Source organism: Peribacillus sp. B2I2 (assembly GCF_041261685.1).
GTDB lineage: Bacteria > Bacillota > Bacilli > Bacillales > DSM-1321 > Peribacillus.
Window position 1 is genome coordinate 3,216,406 of the sequence record NZ_JBGCCB010000001.1, and the last position, 14,881, is coordinate 3,231,286.

Here is a 14,881-nt window from a genome sequence, read left to right on the forward strand (position 1 = left end):
CTCATTCTTTTAAAATATGGATGTTTTCAGAGACGGTAAACAAGGCTTCGGTTCGATCCCTGATTTCCTCAATACCGGATGTATCAAATACATCTGTTAAAAGGAGGCCCTCGGAAGTTACAGAAAACACGCCTAGCTCAGTGATGATCATATGTACGCATTTCTTGGCAGTTAACGGCAACGTACATTTTTTGACTAATTTAGACATGCCCGCTTTATCGGTATGTTCCATTAATACGATGACCTTTTTTGCCTTTGCAGCCAGTTCCATGGCACCACCCATGCCTGGCACCCTCTTTCCCGGGACAATCCAATTAGCGAGATCCCCCACTTCACTCACTTGAAGGGCTCCTAGAATCGTGATATCCACCCTCCCGCGCCGTATCATCCCAAATGCAACCGTACTGTCGCAGTAGGAAGTCCCGGGTCTTATGGTGATCGGTAGTCCCCCGGCATTGCAAAGATGTGCATCTTCCTTTCCCTTTTCAGGAGAACTGCCAATCCCCACAAGGCCATTTTCAGCATGAAACATAACTTTATGGTCATTCAAAAGATGATTCGGTACAAGCGATGGAATGCCAATTCCCAAATTGACCAGCATCCCATCGCTTATTTCTGCTGCTGCCCGTTTCGCTATTCGATTTCTATCTTCGGTTCCCAAACCCATTTCCAATCGACTCCTTTTGATGGAATGATATAATCCACAAAGGCACCTGGCACAATGATGCTCTCTGGATCCAAAGAGCCAAGCGGAACGATTTGCATGGCTTCGACGATCGTGATTTGTCCGGCCGCAGCTACGAGTGGGTTCGTGTTCCTGGCGCTTTTATCAAAGATGAGGTTTCCATAAGGATCTGCCATTTCTGCGTAAACAATGGCGATATCTGCTGTTAATGCAGGTTCCACCAGATAATTTTTCTTACCTAGCTTTACGGTTTGCTTGCCTTCCCGGACGATATCGGTTTCAATTCCTATATCAGTCAATACCCCACCTAATCCCATCCCTCCAGCCCGGATGCGTTCGACAAGTGTACCTTGAGGAGAGAACTCCACTTCGAGTTCCCCATTGTTCATTAATAGTCCTGCATTTGGATTGGAACCGATATGGGAAACGATGATTTTTTTTGCACGGCGTTGGGTGACCAGTTTTCCGATTCCAATATCGGGGAAACCTGTATCGTTCCCAATCAAGGTTAAATCTTTTATACCTGACTCCAAAATCAGATTGATCAATCCCGGAGGTGTCCCAATACCACCGAATCCCCCATACAGGATGGACTGATTATCTTTAAAGAGATGGAGGACATCCTCCAAACGACAAATCTTCTGGAATGTATTTTCCAACACTATGACTCACTTCCTTGGTGTGATGGCCGTTTACCAATGGATTCATTAAATTGCCGAAAAGTTATATCGACCCTCATTAACAATTCTGCACACTCCTCTTCCGAAATCGTTAACGGCGGGGAGATGATGATGGCTGCCCCGGTTACACCGTCAAGGCCTGCTGCTGCGGGATAAAGGAGTATTCCATTCCTCATTCCCAACTCAATGATTTCATTGGTCACATCGGCCTCCTTCGGAAATGGGGCCTTTGTGGCCTTATCCTGGACAAATTCGACGCCTATCAATAAACCTCTGCCACGTATATCACCGATAAAGGAATACTTCCCTGCTAACTTCTTCAGGCCCCTAATCAGGTCCTTCCCTCTATCGGCTGATTTTTCAACAAGATCATTCCTTACGACATATTCTAAAACGGCTAAAGATACCGCACACGATAATGGATTGGCACTAAGCGTATGTCCTCCGATAATTGACTTCGAGCCTTTCATTATTGGCTCCATCACGTTTTTGGTCATTACTGTGGCGGCTATCGGGGTGTACCCCCCACTCATGCCTTTACCAAATGTTACGATATCAGGTTCCACATCCCAATATTCTGAGGCAAGCATCTTACCGGTACGTCCAAATCCAGTCATGACTTCATCGGCAATGAATAAAATATCATTCTCTTCACAGATTTTCTTCAGTTTTCGAAAATAACCATCTGGAGGGACAATCGCCCCTCCAGCTGCCCCGATAACAGGTTCTGCGATGAAAGCCGCTATATTTTCACTGCCAATACGCCGGATGGATGCTTCCAATTCCGAAGCACAGGCCATTCCGCACGTATGGGGATCAAGTTGAAGTGGACACCGGTAACAATATGGAGGAGATACAGAAGGATATGATTCAAGCAAAGGGGTAAATCGCTCTCGACGAATCGGATGCCCAGACATTGAAAGAGCCCCCATCGTGATGCCATGGTAGCTCATCCACCTCGATATGATTTTCTGTTTCTTGGGCTTCCCTTTTTCCTGCCAATGCTGAATGGCTATCTTCAAGGCAGTTTCAGTTGCTTCGGAGCCGCTGTTTACAAAAAAGCTGTAGGTCAGTTCCCCTTTGGTCAATTCAGCAATTTTTCCGGCAAGTTTCTCTGCAGCATCATTGGTAAATTGGGAACGATATACAAATGAAACCAGTTTAGCCTGTTTTACCATCGCCTCCATGATTTCCTGGACCCCATGGCCAATATTGGCAGTAACAGCACCTGAGGAAGCATCCAAGTAATCCTTACCTTCTTTGTCGTATAAAAACACTCCTTGACCATGACTGATAGTCGGGTAGGCTCCTCCCAGGACCGGCTTGATCAATGAAGACTGCTCCATAAGCCCACACTCTCCTTCTCTTTAAAAACAAATGCAATATAGTAAAGTGTATGTCCAGATGAACGCAATCTTGCTAAGGAAATTGACCTAAGCAAATAAACGGATGAATTTTTGGGTTTCCTGATGAATCGGACAAAAAAAGGCGACAAAAAAAGTGTATCCGCGAGAGATACACTTTTTTCTTACAATGCGCTAATTAGTTCTTTTTCACGAATTGACTCCAAAAAACTTTCATCCTTTAAAACAGCCAGCACATTTTTATAAAAAGCAGTTTTATCGATAACTGAAGTATGTACATATTCATACTCTTTTAAAGAAGGATGACGCAAAACATTTTTCATGCAGGAATGACAAACTTTTTTAGTTCCTAACTTATAGTAGTTCAAGTTGCTTGCATCACCATTAGAAGTGTCTCCGTTACAAACGAAACATGTATGGCTAACACGGCCTTTTTTATTATACTCGGCCAAAGCCCCTTCTAAACGAATGGATGCGGGAATTGTTAATAACACATAATCACCTTTTCTATTTTAAATCTCTTAGTATTATATCAGAAAAATATAGAATTTGAACTATTAGACTCATATTCCCTAATAATGCTTGTAAAATAGGACAATTTTCAGGTGCTGATTAGAGGAAAGGCTCCAAAAACACACCAAAATGTAAAATACATTTATCCAAATCCCGACAGATTAAAATACCGTCCACTTTTTGAACGGCGTCTTCAAACTGTGTCATGAATTTATCTGGATCGTCGCTTTTCCGTTCTTTACCTTCATTATTGCTTTTGAACCAACCGGCACCGTTACAAATGGATGAACATGACCAAAATTGGCATTAGCGATCACGGGTATGCCATTTATCTCCTTTTTGCCAGCGATGATTTCATGCAAAGCATATTCAGTCATCCCCGAATCCTTTTGGAAACGGCCTATGATGATTCCTTTAATCCCAGTTGCCTCTGGCTGATGTAACAAGGATTGTAAATCCCGGTCAAAACTGAATGGATGACTTTCTTCGTCATCTTCAATGAAAAGGATACTGTCCTTTAAAGACGGCATAAACTCTGTACCTTGTAATAGATTCAGTGTGCAAAGATTTCCCCCAATGATCGTCCCAGCCGCTTCCCCTTCCTGAATGACCATATAACCAGCATTCGGGTGAAAAGTTCGGTCATCCTGTTCTAAATGCCAAGAGTCATCACTCCACGTTTGACTTGGTTCAAGATAAAAGCCTTCACTTTCAATTACAGCCTTTTTAAAATATTCCATCGTATATTCCAGACCAGCCTTCATTCCGAACGTCGAGAAATGAGGACCTGAGTATGTAGTTAGGCCTGTTTTTTTATGAATGGCCAATAAAATTGCGGTTATATCACTATACCCCATCAACACTTTTGGATTTTCCTTAATCAAATCGTAGTCGATATATCGTAACAATTGGTTAGCGTTATACCCCCCGATGGCTGTAAAGATTCCCTTAACATTCGGATCCCTGAAAGCCTCATGTAAATCTTCGACCCGGTCTTCAATCGAATTCGAAAAAAAGTCATCATGGAACAAAGCCGTTTTACCATATGTCACTTTAAAACCAAGCTCAATCAATCTTTCTTCTGCCAATCTGCGTTGTTCCCCTTTGACAATCGCCAAGCTTCTTGAAGGAGCAATAACGCGAATTTCATCCCCTGCTTGTAAACGGGAAGGTTTCATATCTTTATCCCCCTAAATTAATACATCTTTCGTTATTTTAGCAGAAATGTTGAACAAAGAAAAATCAAGACTCTTAAGGACTGCCACTCACCCCATTCTCTTATCGACCTTACTTACATCAAAACCGGGTCATGATTTCCTTATAGATCCTTCGGCCTCGTTCTCCCCATCAATGGCATCCTCTCTTCATTCCCGTTGTGCCAGGAATTGTTGTGTAATGTATCGCCTGTCCCATGATTACACTGTATTTATCCATGTCTAATCAGTAATCACTATGGATTCTAAAAAGGGCCCCGTCAAACCACCAAATCCTTACATAAAGAAAAGACCAGCTTTATAAACTGGTCTCTTTAGTTATTCAATTAGCAACAGAATGAAGCACCGATGATAATCAACAGAATGAACAAGACAACGATTAATGCGAAGCCTGATCCAAATCCGCAGCAACCGCCGCCGCCACCATATCCACCGCCGCCACCATAACCGTAACCTGGTCCTGCAACATTTCCACCATATCCGTACATTAAGTTTCACTCCTTTTAGAATTCTGATTTCTCTTTACACCTTACCATATGTCAATACGCCCGCCTCGGTCTGTGTATTTGCCTATTTTTTTGGATTTAAGAAAAAACTTATCGAAAAACACCTTCATCACCATTAAACATTCAATAGGTGAAACACCAAGAGTAGCCATAAAAAGTGTCAAAAAAACGTTTCGTATTTATTGTGTTACTTTAAAATTGGGATATAATAAGAAAAAAAACAATTCTTAGCCTCTTTACGCTATCTCATGCCAATATAGATACATAAAAGGTTAATACGGGGGAACATAATTGAAAAAGAACGCAAAATCCTTCATCCCTTTCGCTGCAATCGCCACGATCCTTCTAATCAGCTATATCCTTCAAAAAGCTCCTAAAACATATGGATCGGATGATTCGATAAATGTTTATCAAAAATTCCAAACAGGCCAGCCCATTCAGTATCTCGTTATTGGTGACAGTATCGGAAGAGGGTCGGGAGCTGAAAACCCTAAACTAACATGGTTCAAACAGTTAGAAAATAAGTTGATCGAAACCAATGATGTTCCTTTACACGGAGATTACTTGGTCCAAAGCGGATCCACTGCTTTTGAAGGTCTATTTAAGCTTTCCCAAAGAAAGAAGCATGACCATAAAGATTTGATTTTCTTCGTTTTCGGTGAAAATGACCGTAAATATATGAATGTCGATGATTTTACCATGACATATGAAGCTTTAATCAGAAAGGCAAAAGGGCTCCACCCTAATGCTGAATTGTTCACAATAACAGAGAGTTCCTTGAAATATGAGGAATTTGCGTCAGCCATCGTCCTTTTATCCAAACATTATGGTGCAACTAATGTGGATATGCGTCCAATATTCAAGCATTCTGGATATACGGAAAAACAGCTGACCAGAGATTTGATTCATCCAAATGGGCTAGGTTATAAATTTTATGCTAATGAAATATACGAACGCTTCCTGGATAATATAGAACGCGGGAAGACTGTTTCAGACCTGCCATCTAAGCTTCATGACCATTCAGAATTTGAATTATCCGAGATTGAACACTATGAAAAAATGAAAGGTTTCCGTCCAAGGGGCGGCTATTTCACTAGTAGTGTAAAGGGCAGTGTGATTGAATATAACTTCAAAGGAACTATGCTTGGTGTGAGACTGCTTAGGAGTCCCGATGGCGGGGAAGTAGATGTATGGATCGATGGAAATGAAATCACCACTTTAAATACGTGGTGGCCCTTTGCCCGTGAAAGGTATTTATTTATCGCTAATGGGCTTCCTCCAGGTTCACATACGGTCCGTTTTGAGGTGACTGGCAGAAGTAAAGCAATGGAGCTTACCACCATCCCATATGTCCGGATAGCATCGATCATTACCGATTGAATCTTACCCGATATTAAATAACCCCCTATCATTATCTGATAGGGGGTTTTCCATTCAATCAAAAAGCTTTTTGTATTCTCCATATCCTTCTTTTTCAAGATCTTGGAGCGGGATGAACCTCAATGAGGCAGAATTGATGCAATACCGCAAGCCTGATGGTCCAGGCCCATCATTAAAGACATGGCCCAGATGAGAATCGGCAGTTTTTGAGCGAACCTCGATTCTTCTCATACCGTAACTCGTATCGAGGTTTTCCACCACTTCCTCTTCTTTTAGCGGTTTAGTGAAGCTTGGCCAACCACAGCCTGAATCGAACTTTTCCTTTGAAGTGAAAAGAGGATTACCTGAAACGATGTCCACATATAACCCTTCCTCCTTCAAGTTCCAATATTCATTGTTAAAAGCTGGTTCCGTTCCATTATTTTGGGTGACTTCATATTGAATCGCTGAAAGTTTCTGTTTTAATTCTTCTTTACTTTTCATCTTTTTCCCCCCAGTGATGTTGTATAAATGCTTTTCGGCCTGAGCCAATCGAATATCTTTCATAATGCTCAGGTTGCTTTTTATAATAATGCTGGTGATATGTCTCAGCTGGATAAAAAGTTTTGGCTGGTATAACCGGCGTTACGATCGGTTTGGAAAATTTTCCGCTCGCCTGCAACTTAGCTTTGGATGCTTCCGCAATTTCACGTTGTTTTTCGTCATGATAAAAAATGGCCGTTTGATAAGAACTTCCCCGGTCATGAAATTGTCCGCCAACATCTGTCGGGTCAATTTGCTGCCAAAACAACTCGATTATTTTTTCATATGGATATACGCTTGGATCAAAGGTGATCTGCACAGCCTCATAATGTCCCGTGGTTTCAGAACAAACTTCTTTGTACGTGGGATTTTCCGTAGTCCCGCCCGTATAGCCCGAGATAACGGATTCGATACCAGGCTGTTCATCGAACGGTTTCACCATGCACCAAAAACATCCACCTGCGAATGTTGCTTTCTCTAATTGCTTTGTCAAATGAAAATCCTCCTTTTTTACAAACAATCCATTGAATGCATTTTAACGCTTTTATTTTGCTCTGTAAAATAATATGCCGATCGTCCCTTTTAACATAAATTGCCCCTTCCCTTATAAGGGAAGGAAACACACGCCCAAGCATAACTACATATGATGAGTCCATAATGGAAAATGTGAGGTGTTGGAAATGAGCGATAAACAATCATATTTACAAAAAGCGGGTACTTATGATTTACTATCGTCTTATTATAAATACAGTAATCCGCATCTGCATGATTATTATTACCATAAGCATTTGAAAAGTCTCAATAAAGCAACACAACAATCGAGATATGAGCATATGAAAGTCATATTGCCATCACAAGTTCGCATTTTACACGCTGCCCCAACAGCTCCCTCATTTGATATTTATGTAAATGAAAAGTGCATTCTCAACAATCTTTCATATAAAGAAAGCAATGGTTATTCACAGCTTTCCCCTGGCATATACCAATTGGAGATATACCGCAGCGGGCAAAGGCTTTTAGGCTGTAAAGTGGCGCTAGAAAGCGGGAGGTCCTATACCATAGCAGCTTCCTTGGCTAATGAGTCGTTGAAAATGTCACCTTTCGAAGATAATCCATTGGTGCCTCAAAATGAAGCCAAGGTCCGATTCATCCATCTTTCCCATGGTTTACCTTCGGTGGATATTGCCGTCAAAGACGGAGATGTCGTTTTTGAAAATCTCGATTTCAGGGAAGCATGCGATTATCTTAATATACATCCCATGATTGTCGACTTCGAAGTCAGGAAAGCTGGGACAAAAGAGATCATACTCTCTTTGCCAAACTATGTTTTCCAAGAAAATACGTCCTCAACCATTTTTATAATCGGATTGAATCGAAAATCATCCACTCCAGAAACCTTAACGCTCTCCCCATAAATGATAAAAAACCAGGATTCATTGATCCTGGTTTTTTATCAATTCACTATTACTGTAATGATGATGGGATGGTCAATAAAAATGAAATGTCATCATTCTCAAGATCGAAGTCTTTCGCCTTCACCCTAATGTCGCTTTTCAATTCCATATCCTGCAATGACACATAAATACTTTCGTCATTGGGGCTGATGCTAACCCAATCCGGCATGTTATAACGCTCATTTATTAGGTTCATTACATATGAAACAGGAAGATTCATTTGTCCAACAGCAATTGATTTTTGTTTTAAGACCAAATCCCCATTCTTTTGGGCAATTGGCTCAAAAGTCAATTTCATTTCAACTTCACGATTGAAAAATGGCATTGTTCCATATAACTCTACCTCATCCGTTAAATACACTTCGTAGTGAATCGATCCCGTCAATCCTTCTTTATCAAGATATTGGTTGATTAATCTCGTCAGGTCTTCCCGATTCGTGTGAACTTGAAATTGGATATCTTCTTCGTGGCTTACTTGTGGAATCAGCTCTTTATCTTTAGCCGGCAGATTTACTAAAATCACAACAAACAGGATGACCAGGATGTTTAGGGCTAATAGGGAAATAAACAAAGTCTTCCATTTGACATTTGTCATTCTTGGTCATCATCTCCTTTGGCACTCGCTTCCAACGTGTCCTTTCCAATTGTGGTTATATCCATATCATTATAGATTCTTGTCGCGATTAATTCATATCCGCGGTCATTTGGATGAAAATAATCCTCAGCATAAAGCAAATCCTCTTCGGAATCCTTGAAAATGTCTGCTATTTCAATAAAATAGGCTGAATCATATTCTTCAATAATCTCTTTTCCGCTTTCATTCCAATCATTCATGATCATATCAAGTTCATAAAAATCAGCGAACCATTTGGAGAATGGATTATAAACGCCAACAAGGTAAATTTGCGCATGATCATTTTCGGAACGAACCTTATCAAGTATCTGCCTTAATCTTTTTTCATACCCTATTTTTGCCGAATCAAACTGATTCAGTTCCAAGTTGGAGAAATTCTGTTTAAAGACCTTCATGATATCATTTCCACCGATTGTGACAACAATCGAGTCAGCTTGCTTAATGTCTTCTTTAATCCTAGCCTTATCCAGTCTTTTCAATAGTTGGTCGGTCCTATTTCCACGTATGCCATGATTAATCATCTCAACGGAAGTAATCGATGGTTCTTTTTCCAGCTTATTTTGTAAATAAGGCAGATACCCGCCGTTATCTTTACTATCACCGACACCTTGAGTCAAGGAATCGCCAATTGAAACGATTTGCACAGGGTCTGGAAAAAAGCTGGCAGGAATGGTTTCCTTTTTACTCAGCTCAACTATGCTTTTCTGCTGAACAGATGGCTGCTTTGAGGCCGGTTCACTTTGACCGCAGCCTGAAATCCAAACTAGGCATATGAAAAGACAGGTGATTCTGTACCTCATGTCCCTCACCTTCCTACCCATATATTATATCATGCAGAAAACGAAAAATTGCAAACAATATACCTTCATCATACTTTTATCTTGAGCATTCCTTACTATACAATATGAAAAATGAAGTGAATAAAAGCTAGTCCTATAAAATTTAGCATGTACTGAGGATGTAAAATCATTCTTCGCCACTGCTGTTTCTTCAAAAACTAATTTTCACTTTTTTCACCTTTCAAAATGCTAAAGAAATCCGAATGAAAAATGGACGAAAACAGAAAGAACAGGTCATTTAACCTGTTCAATAATTCTGTAAAATTTTTATATGCTTAATAATTTCTTCAAAGGGAATATCCTGCAGACCTGTATAATCCATAATGATCTTTCCTTCTTGATCAATTAGAAAAAAGCTGGTCCCATGAATCACTTGATCTTCTCTTTCTGGTTTTTTGACGATTGTTTTAAAGTTATCCAATGCAAACTGCTCGATTTCTTCCTGACCATAACCGGTCAGAAAATGCCAATTGCCGTAATCCACATTAAATTGGTCACCAAACTTTTTTAAAACATCAGGTTTGTCAATTTCCGGGTCCACAGAAAAGGAAACGAACTCTACATCCGATATACCCTCAGCCTTCAGTTGCTGCTGCAGTTTCGTCATATTGGAAGTCATGGGCAGACAGACCGTCTCGCAGCTTGTGAAAATAAAATCCGCTACCCAAACCTTACCTTTAAGATCGCTTTTTGAGAAAGGCTTTCCCTCCTGATCAATGTAACTAAAATCTTCAAGGTCCCAATTCTTGGCAGCAGGTACACCATTGGAACCGCATGCTGTCAACAGCAATAAAATTGATGCCCCCATAGCTGCCATAAGCAAATGCAGCTTTCTCATCCCTACCCCGTCCTTTATGTATAAAATATTCTGTTACTTCATTTATTCTAACAGACCAATTGGTATGAGAACAGCAACACTTTCTACGAATTAAAGACAATTGTAAAAATGACAGACCTCTGCGGCTGCAATTTCATACACTTTATACATATCAATCCCAATAATACATGATTGCCATGGCGCCTTCGCCTGTATGGGTACTGACAACGGCAGTGGTTGCATCTATCTTTATATCTTGATACCCTGTTAATTCTGCAATGGCCTGGCGGACTTTATCCGCAATTTCAAGTCCATTTGCATGTACAAAACCAATGCCTCTAATTTTTTTGCCTTGTGTATCTTCTTTGAATTTCTTGATGATGAACTTCACGACCTGTGACTGGCTCCTAGCTTTGGATACAGGATTCAGTACACCATCGTCCAAAAGTGCAATCGGCTTTATGTGCAGCAGTGAACCGATAAATGCAGAAACTTTCCCAATCCTTCCACCTTTAACGAGGTTATCAAGTGTTTCAATGACAATGATTAAACTTGACTGCTTTTTAATATGTTCCAGTCGTTCGATTATCTCTGATACGGATTTCCCTTCCTTTGCCATCTTCGCTGCCTCGATCACCTGGAATGACATCGCTTTCGAAATGAATTTCGAGTCAAGAACGGTTACTTTCGCTTCAGACATACTGGCTGCGCTTTCCGCTGAGCGTACAGTACCGCTCATGCCACCTGTCATATGAATCGAAATAATCTCACTGCCGTCTTTTCCGAGTTCATTATATACCTCAACAAAGGTACCTGCGGCTGGTTGTGAGCTTTTTGGAAGTTCTTTTGACTGGTTCATCCTTTTCAAGAATTCTTCTTGTTCGATTTCAACCTTATCCAAAAAAGTCTCTCCATCTATAAAGATAGATAAAGGAACCATTGTAATGTCATAATATTCCAGTTCTTCCGGTGTCATATCTACTGTAGAATCTGTTACTATCTTTACTTTTTTCATCATTACACATCCCTAAATTAACATATCTATTGTATTATACCTATTCAAGGTACGCATTCAAACCAAAGGTATCTTTTTTCAAGTGAAAGGATACTCATCTTTCGAAATGATTGCACAAAAAAAAGACCGTCCCATGAGCTAACCTGAACACATGCCGTTTTATTTCGGAATCGCACGGCATTCGTGGCATCTCTTTTATCGGAGATGTTAGCTATGGAACAGTCCGCATTAAGCATTATTGAGTAAGCTTCCAAAAAAAATCTTGTTATAAACGGGCCATTTGAGTACGGATGCTAAATAATGCTTAAATGAGTAATTTTCTTTATGATCTTTATTAGCAAAAACTTTCTTTACAAATATTTCCAAACGCGCGGTCAACATAAAAAAATTCGGATCACTAGGCAATAAGACAGGTATTTCTGAAATTGTGACCTTATGTCCAAAACAATCTTTGAATTCCAAGCATTTGAACATCAAAATATCAATCCTCATTTTTAACCGATTGCTTACATTATACACAATAAATCAAAAAGTATAAATATTCAAATGTATAAAAAAATGGACAAATCACGCTCGACTTACATTACAAAAAACCCATAATGGCAAAATGCCATCATGGGTCCCCTGTTATAAACCTTCCTCGTAGCTGCCTTCCTGCAAACTTTCACGCTTCACCCTTCGTTTATAGACGACTTTAGATAATGAAATGCTGATTTCGTATAATAACAGCAGTGGAACCATTACCATAAAGTCGGACATAAAGTCAGGCGGCGTAATCGATATCGCAATGACAACCAGTACAAAGTATGCATACTTCCTTAACTTTTGAAGCACATAAGGATTAATTATACCAATGGAGGTCAAAAACATGGTAACGACCGGAAGCTCGAATAAAACGGCAAAAGGTATCGTCATATTAAATAGGAATGAAAAGTACTTATCCGCTGTAAAACTGGTTATGAACATCCCATCGCCCAATTCAATCAAAAATTGAAGAATGGTCGGGAAGATGACAAAATAACCAAAAGCAAGCCCTCCGATAAAAAGCAAGAAAAGTGCTGGAATATAGGCAAGGGTCGCTCTTACTTCATTTGGCATCAAGGCGGGTTTAACGAATAACCATATTTGCAGAGCAATTATCGGTATCGTTGCCGCAATGGCTACGACGCCTGAAAGCATAAAGTAAATCCAGATAATATCACTTGGTCCCAATACCATCAGGTCAAAATCGAGATCCTTCACGAACCAATTATAAATCTCTTCAACATAAATAAAACTGGCGATAAAAAAGATGAAAAAAGCAACAGCAGTAATGATGAGCCGTTTTCTCAATTCATCGAGATGATCGATGATATTTAATTCTTTATCTTCCAAAGTTGATCACGCCTTCATCTGAAAATCCGTATCTTTGTTCCAGCATAAAGGCGCAAGACGATTACATCTTACGCCCAGCATTTCAATCATTCATGATTTTTTTGTTGTAATTTCTTATCTTCTTCATAATCACCTTTTGTTAAGTCACTCGTGGACTTTTTAAATTCACGAAGTGTCTGTCCAAAAGCACGGCCAATTTCTGGAAGTTTCTTCGGACCAAAGATAATTAATGCCAATATTAAGATGAGAATCAGACCAGGTACTCCAATGTTCGACATGGATACATCCCCTTTGGTGTTGTAATTAGACCTACTACGATTATAATACCATTTCCAACCAATTGAAAGGGAACTGGCAATTCGTCATAGAATGGTAACAATTTTCGACAGTATGGCCGTAACGACTGTGCCGGCAGAATAAAATGTAAAAACATAGGTATTATTCTATCCTAATTTAACATTTTGTCCATGATTAAATCAATAAATGAAATAAATTACTGTCTTTATTGACCTCAACGAAAGAGAATCCTTTTTTGTTCATCCTTTGAATGAGCCCTTGATAATCATTTTTATCCTTTAGCTCTACACCAACCAGGGCCGGCCCGCTTTCTTTATTGTTTTTCTTCGTATATTCAAATCGGCTTATATCGTCATTCGGTCCTAACACCTCATCAAGGAATTCCCTTAAAGCCCCAGCGCGTTGCGGGAAATTCACGATAAAATAATAAAGCAGTCCTTCATATAATAAGGATTTCTCCTTAATTTCCTGCATACGACCAATGTCGTTATTCCCTCCACTGACCATGCAAACAACCGTTTTGCCTTTGATTTGTTCTTTGTACAAATCCAAAGCGGCTACAGAAATGGCCCCTGCCGGCTCAGCGACAATTGCATGCTGATTATATAAATCGAGAATCGTCGTGCAGATCTGCCCTGAAGGAACGACAACGATATCTTCCAGGTTTTCCTTACAGAGCTGATATGTCATCTGTCCTACACACTTGACAGCTGCTCCGTCAACAAATGTATCTATGCTTTCAAGTTCAGAAACTTTTCCTTCCTTGAAGGAGTATTCCATCGATGCAGCCCCAAGCGGCTCCACGCCAATGCATTTCGTTTTTGGTGAAACCGATTTGAAATAACTTGATACTCCGGCCATTAAACCGCCACCGCCGATAGCGGCAAATACATAATCAATTCCATCTTCACAATCATTCAGGATTTCTACAGCCGTTGTTCCTTGCCCGGCGATTACCTTTTCATCGTCAAATGGATGGATAAAGGAACGCTCTTCTTTTTCACAGCATTCCATCGCCATGGCAAATGCATCATCGAATGTATCTCCGATTAGGATGATTTCCACATTATCCCGACCAAATAACTGAACTTGATCGACTTTTTGCCTTGGTGTTGTAGCAGGCATATAAATTTTCCCGTGGATACCTAATTGACTGCAAGAAAAAGCAACTCCCTGTGCATGGTTACCTGCACTGGCACAAACGACTCCATTCTTCGTCTCTTCCTCGGTCAAGCTTTTCATTTTATAGTAAGCTCCTCTTAATTTAAAGGAACGTACATGTTGAAGGTCCTCGCGTTTTAAATATACATTACATTCATATTTTTCAGAGAGCCTCTGATTTTTTTGTAAAGGAGTATGTAAAACGATTTCTTTCAGTTCTCTGTAGGCAATTAGAATATCTTCCAATTGAATCCCCCTATTCATGGATGCTGTCTGGTTCATATCAATCCCTCATTTCCTTCCTAATCAATTCAATCATTATAGCACTTTACTGTTATTAATGTAATTGATTTTTCTAAAAATTCTATCTTTTGTTCATTCCATACCAAAAAAAATCCGATTATGGTTATTTCCCCATAATCGGAT

General features: G+C 40.0%; 18 protein-coding genes. 2 read left to right on the forward strand and 16 right to left on the reverse strand.

Going from position 1 to position 14,881, the window contains the following annotated elements:
- Position 1 precedes the first annotated feature (1 nt).
- The 6 genes from ABIE66_RS15860 to ABIE66_RS15885 form a co-directional block, all read right to left on the reverse strand.
- On the reverse strand, positions 2-667 hold the full coding sequence (locus ABIE66_RS15860) for a 3-oxoacid CoA-transferase subunit B (RefSeq protein ID WP_370015427.1): 666 nt from the start codon (positions 665-667) through the stop codon (positions 2-4).
- Entirely contained in the window at positions 634-1,323 is a 690-nt protein-coding gene (locus ABIE66_RS15865) for a CoA transferase subunit A (RefSeq protein WP_370017058.1), read from the reverse strand. The genes ABIE66_RS15860 and ABIE66_RS15865 overlap by 34 nt, the downstream gene beginning before the upstream one ends.
- 23 nt (positions 1,324-1,346) lie before the next feature.
- Complete coding sequence (locus ABIE66_RS15870) at positions 1,347-2,711, reverse strand: aspartate aminotransferase family protein (protein ID WP_370015428.1); 1,365 nt, start codon at positions 2,709-2,711, stop codon at positions 1,347-1,349.
- A gap of 182 nt (positions 2,712-2,893) precedes the next feature.
- Entirely contained in the window at positions 2,894-3,223 is a 330-nt protein-coding gene (locus tag ABIE66_RS15875; protein WP_289325413.1) for a hypothetical protein, read from the reverse strand.
- Between the two features lie 222 nt (positions 3,224-3,445).
- Complete coding sequence (locus ABIE66_RS15880) at positions 3,446-4,420, reverse strand: S66 family peptidase (protein ID WP_370015429.1); 975 nt, start codon at positions 4,418-4,420, stop codon at positions 3,446-3,448.
- 362 nt (positions 4,421-4,782) lie between these two features.
- The gene (locus ABIE66_RS15885) at positions 4,783-4,944 is read right to left on the reverse strand and encodes a YjcZ family sporulation protein (RefSeq protein WP_370015431.1); all 162 of its coding nucleotides are present in this window, start codon (positions 4,942-4,944) and stop codon (positions 4,783-4,785) included.
- Positions 4,945-5,253: 309 nt separating this feature from the next.
- Between ABIE66_RS15885 and ABIE66_RS15890 the strand changes: the two genes are divergently transcribed.
- Positions 5,254-6,342, forward strand: coding sequence for an SGNH/GDSL hydrolase family protein (locus ABIE66_RS15890; RefSeq protein ID WP_370015432.1), 1,089 nt, complete (start codon positions 5,254-5,256; stop codon positions 6,340-6,342).
- Between the two features lie 54 nt (positions 6,343-6,396).
- On the opposite strand, the gene msrB is transcribed toward ABIE66_RS15890, so the two are convergent.
- Both msrB and msrA read right to left on the reverse strand, forming a co-directional pair.
- Positions 6,397-6,825 (reverse strand): peptide-methionine (R)-S-oxide reductase MsrB, encoded by a 429-nt coding sequence (gene msrB / locus ABIE66_RS15895; protein ID WP_289316041.1) that lies wholly within the window; start codon positions 6,823-6,825, stop codon positions 6,397-6,399.
- Positions 6,815-7,357 carry a peptide-methionine (S)-S-oxide reductase MsrA gene (gene msrA / locus ABIE66_RS15900; RefSeq protein ID WP_289334983.1) on the reverse strand — a complete coding sequence of 181 codons (543 nt, stop codon included), beginning with the start codon at positions 7,355-7,357 and terminating at the stop codon, positions 6,815-6,817. The genes msrB and msrA overlap by 11 nt, the downstream gene beginning before the upstream one ends.
- Before the next feature lie 187 nt (positions 7,358-7,544).
- Between msrA and ABIE66_RS15905 the strand changes: the two genes are divergently transcribed.
- Positions 7,545-8,279 (forward strand): DUF4397 domain-containing protein, encoded by a 735-nt coding sequence (locus tag ABIE66_RS15905; RefSeq protein WP_370015434.1) that lies wholly within the window; start codon positions 7,545-7,547, stop codon positions 8,277-8,279.
- Positions 8,280-8,328: 49 nt separating this feature from the next.
- Here the strand turns inward: ABIE66_RS15905 and ABIE66_RS15910 are convergent, their stop codons facing one another.
- The 8 genes from ABIE66_RS15910 to ilvA form a co-directional block, all read right to left on the reverse strand.
- Positions 8,329-8,913 (reverse strand): YpmS family protein, encoded by a 585-nt coding sequence (locus ABIE66_RS15910; RefSeq protein WP_289316038.1) that lies wholly within the window; start codon positions 8,911-8,913, stop codon positions 8,329-8,331.
- Positions 8,910-9,752 (reverse strand): SGNH/GDSL hydrolase family protein, encoded by an 843-nt coding sequence (locus ABIE66_RS15915; RefSeq protein ID WP_289325419.1) that lies wholly within the window; start codon positions 9,750-9,752, stop codon positions 8,910-8,912. Before ABIE66_RS15915 ends, ABIE66_RS15910 begins: the two co-directional genes overlap by 4 nt.
- A 286-nt stretch (positions 9,753-10,038) precedes the next feature.
- Complete coding sequence (locus tag ABIE66_RS15920; RefSeq protein WP_370015435.1) at positions 10,039-10,629, reverse strand: SCO family protein; 591 nt, start codon at positions 10,627-10,629, stop codon at positions 10,039-10,041.
- A 151-nt stretch (positions 10,630-10,780) separates the two neighbouring features.
- The gene (locus ABIE66_RS15925) at positions 10,781-11,623 is read right to left on the reverse strand and encodes a DegV family protein (protein ID WP_289325421.1); all 843 of its coding nucleotides are present in this window, start codon (positions 11,621-11,623) and stop codon (positions 10,781-10,783) included.
- Between the two features lie 228 nt (positions 11,624-11,851).
- Positions 11,852-12,115 carry a DUF2535 family protein gene (locus ABIE66_RS15930; protein ID WP_353957914.1) on the reverse strand — a complete coding sequence of 88 codons (264 nt, stop codon included), beginning with the start codon at positions 12,113-12,115 and terminating at the stop codon, positions 11,852-11,854.
- 135 nt (positions 12,116-12,250) lie between these two features.
- The gene (gene tatC, locus ABIE66_RS15935; RefSeq protein WP_370015437.1) at positions 12,251-12,997 is read right to left on the reverse strand and encodes a twin-arginine translocase subunit TatC; all 747 of its coding nucleotides are present in this window, start codon (positions 12,995-12,997) and stop codon (positions 12,251-12,253) included.
- A gap of 86 nt (positions 12,998-13,083) precedes the next feature.
- The gene (gene tatA, locus ABIE66_RS15940; RefSeq protein ID WP_034307557.1) at positions 13,084-13,275 is read right to left on the reverse strand and encodes a twin-arginine translocase TatA/TatE family subunit; all 192 of its coding nucleotides are present in this window, start codon (positions 13,273-13,275) and stop codon (positions 13,084-13,086) included.
- Between the two features lie 193 nt (positions 13,276-13,468).
- Complete coding sequence (gene ilvA, locus ABIE66_RS15945; protein WP_289325424.1) at positions 13,469-14,737, reverse strand: threonine ammonia-lyase IlvA; 1,269 nt, start codon at positions 14,735-14,737, stop codon at positions 13,469-13,471.
- Positions 14,738-14,881 lie beyond the last annotated feature (144 nt).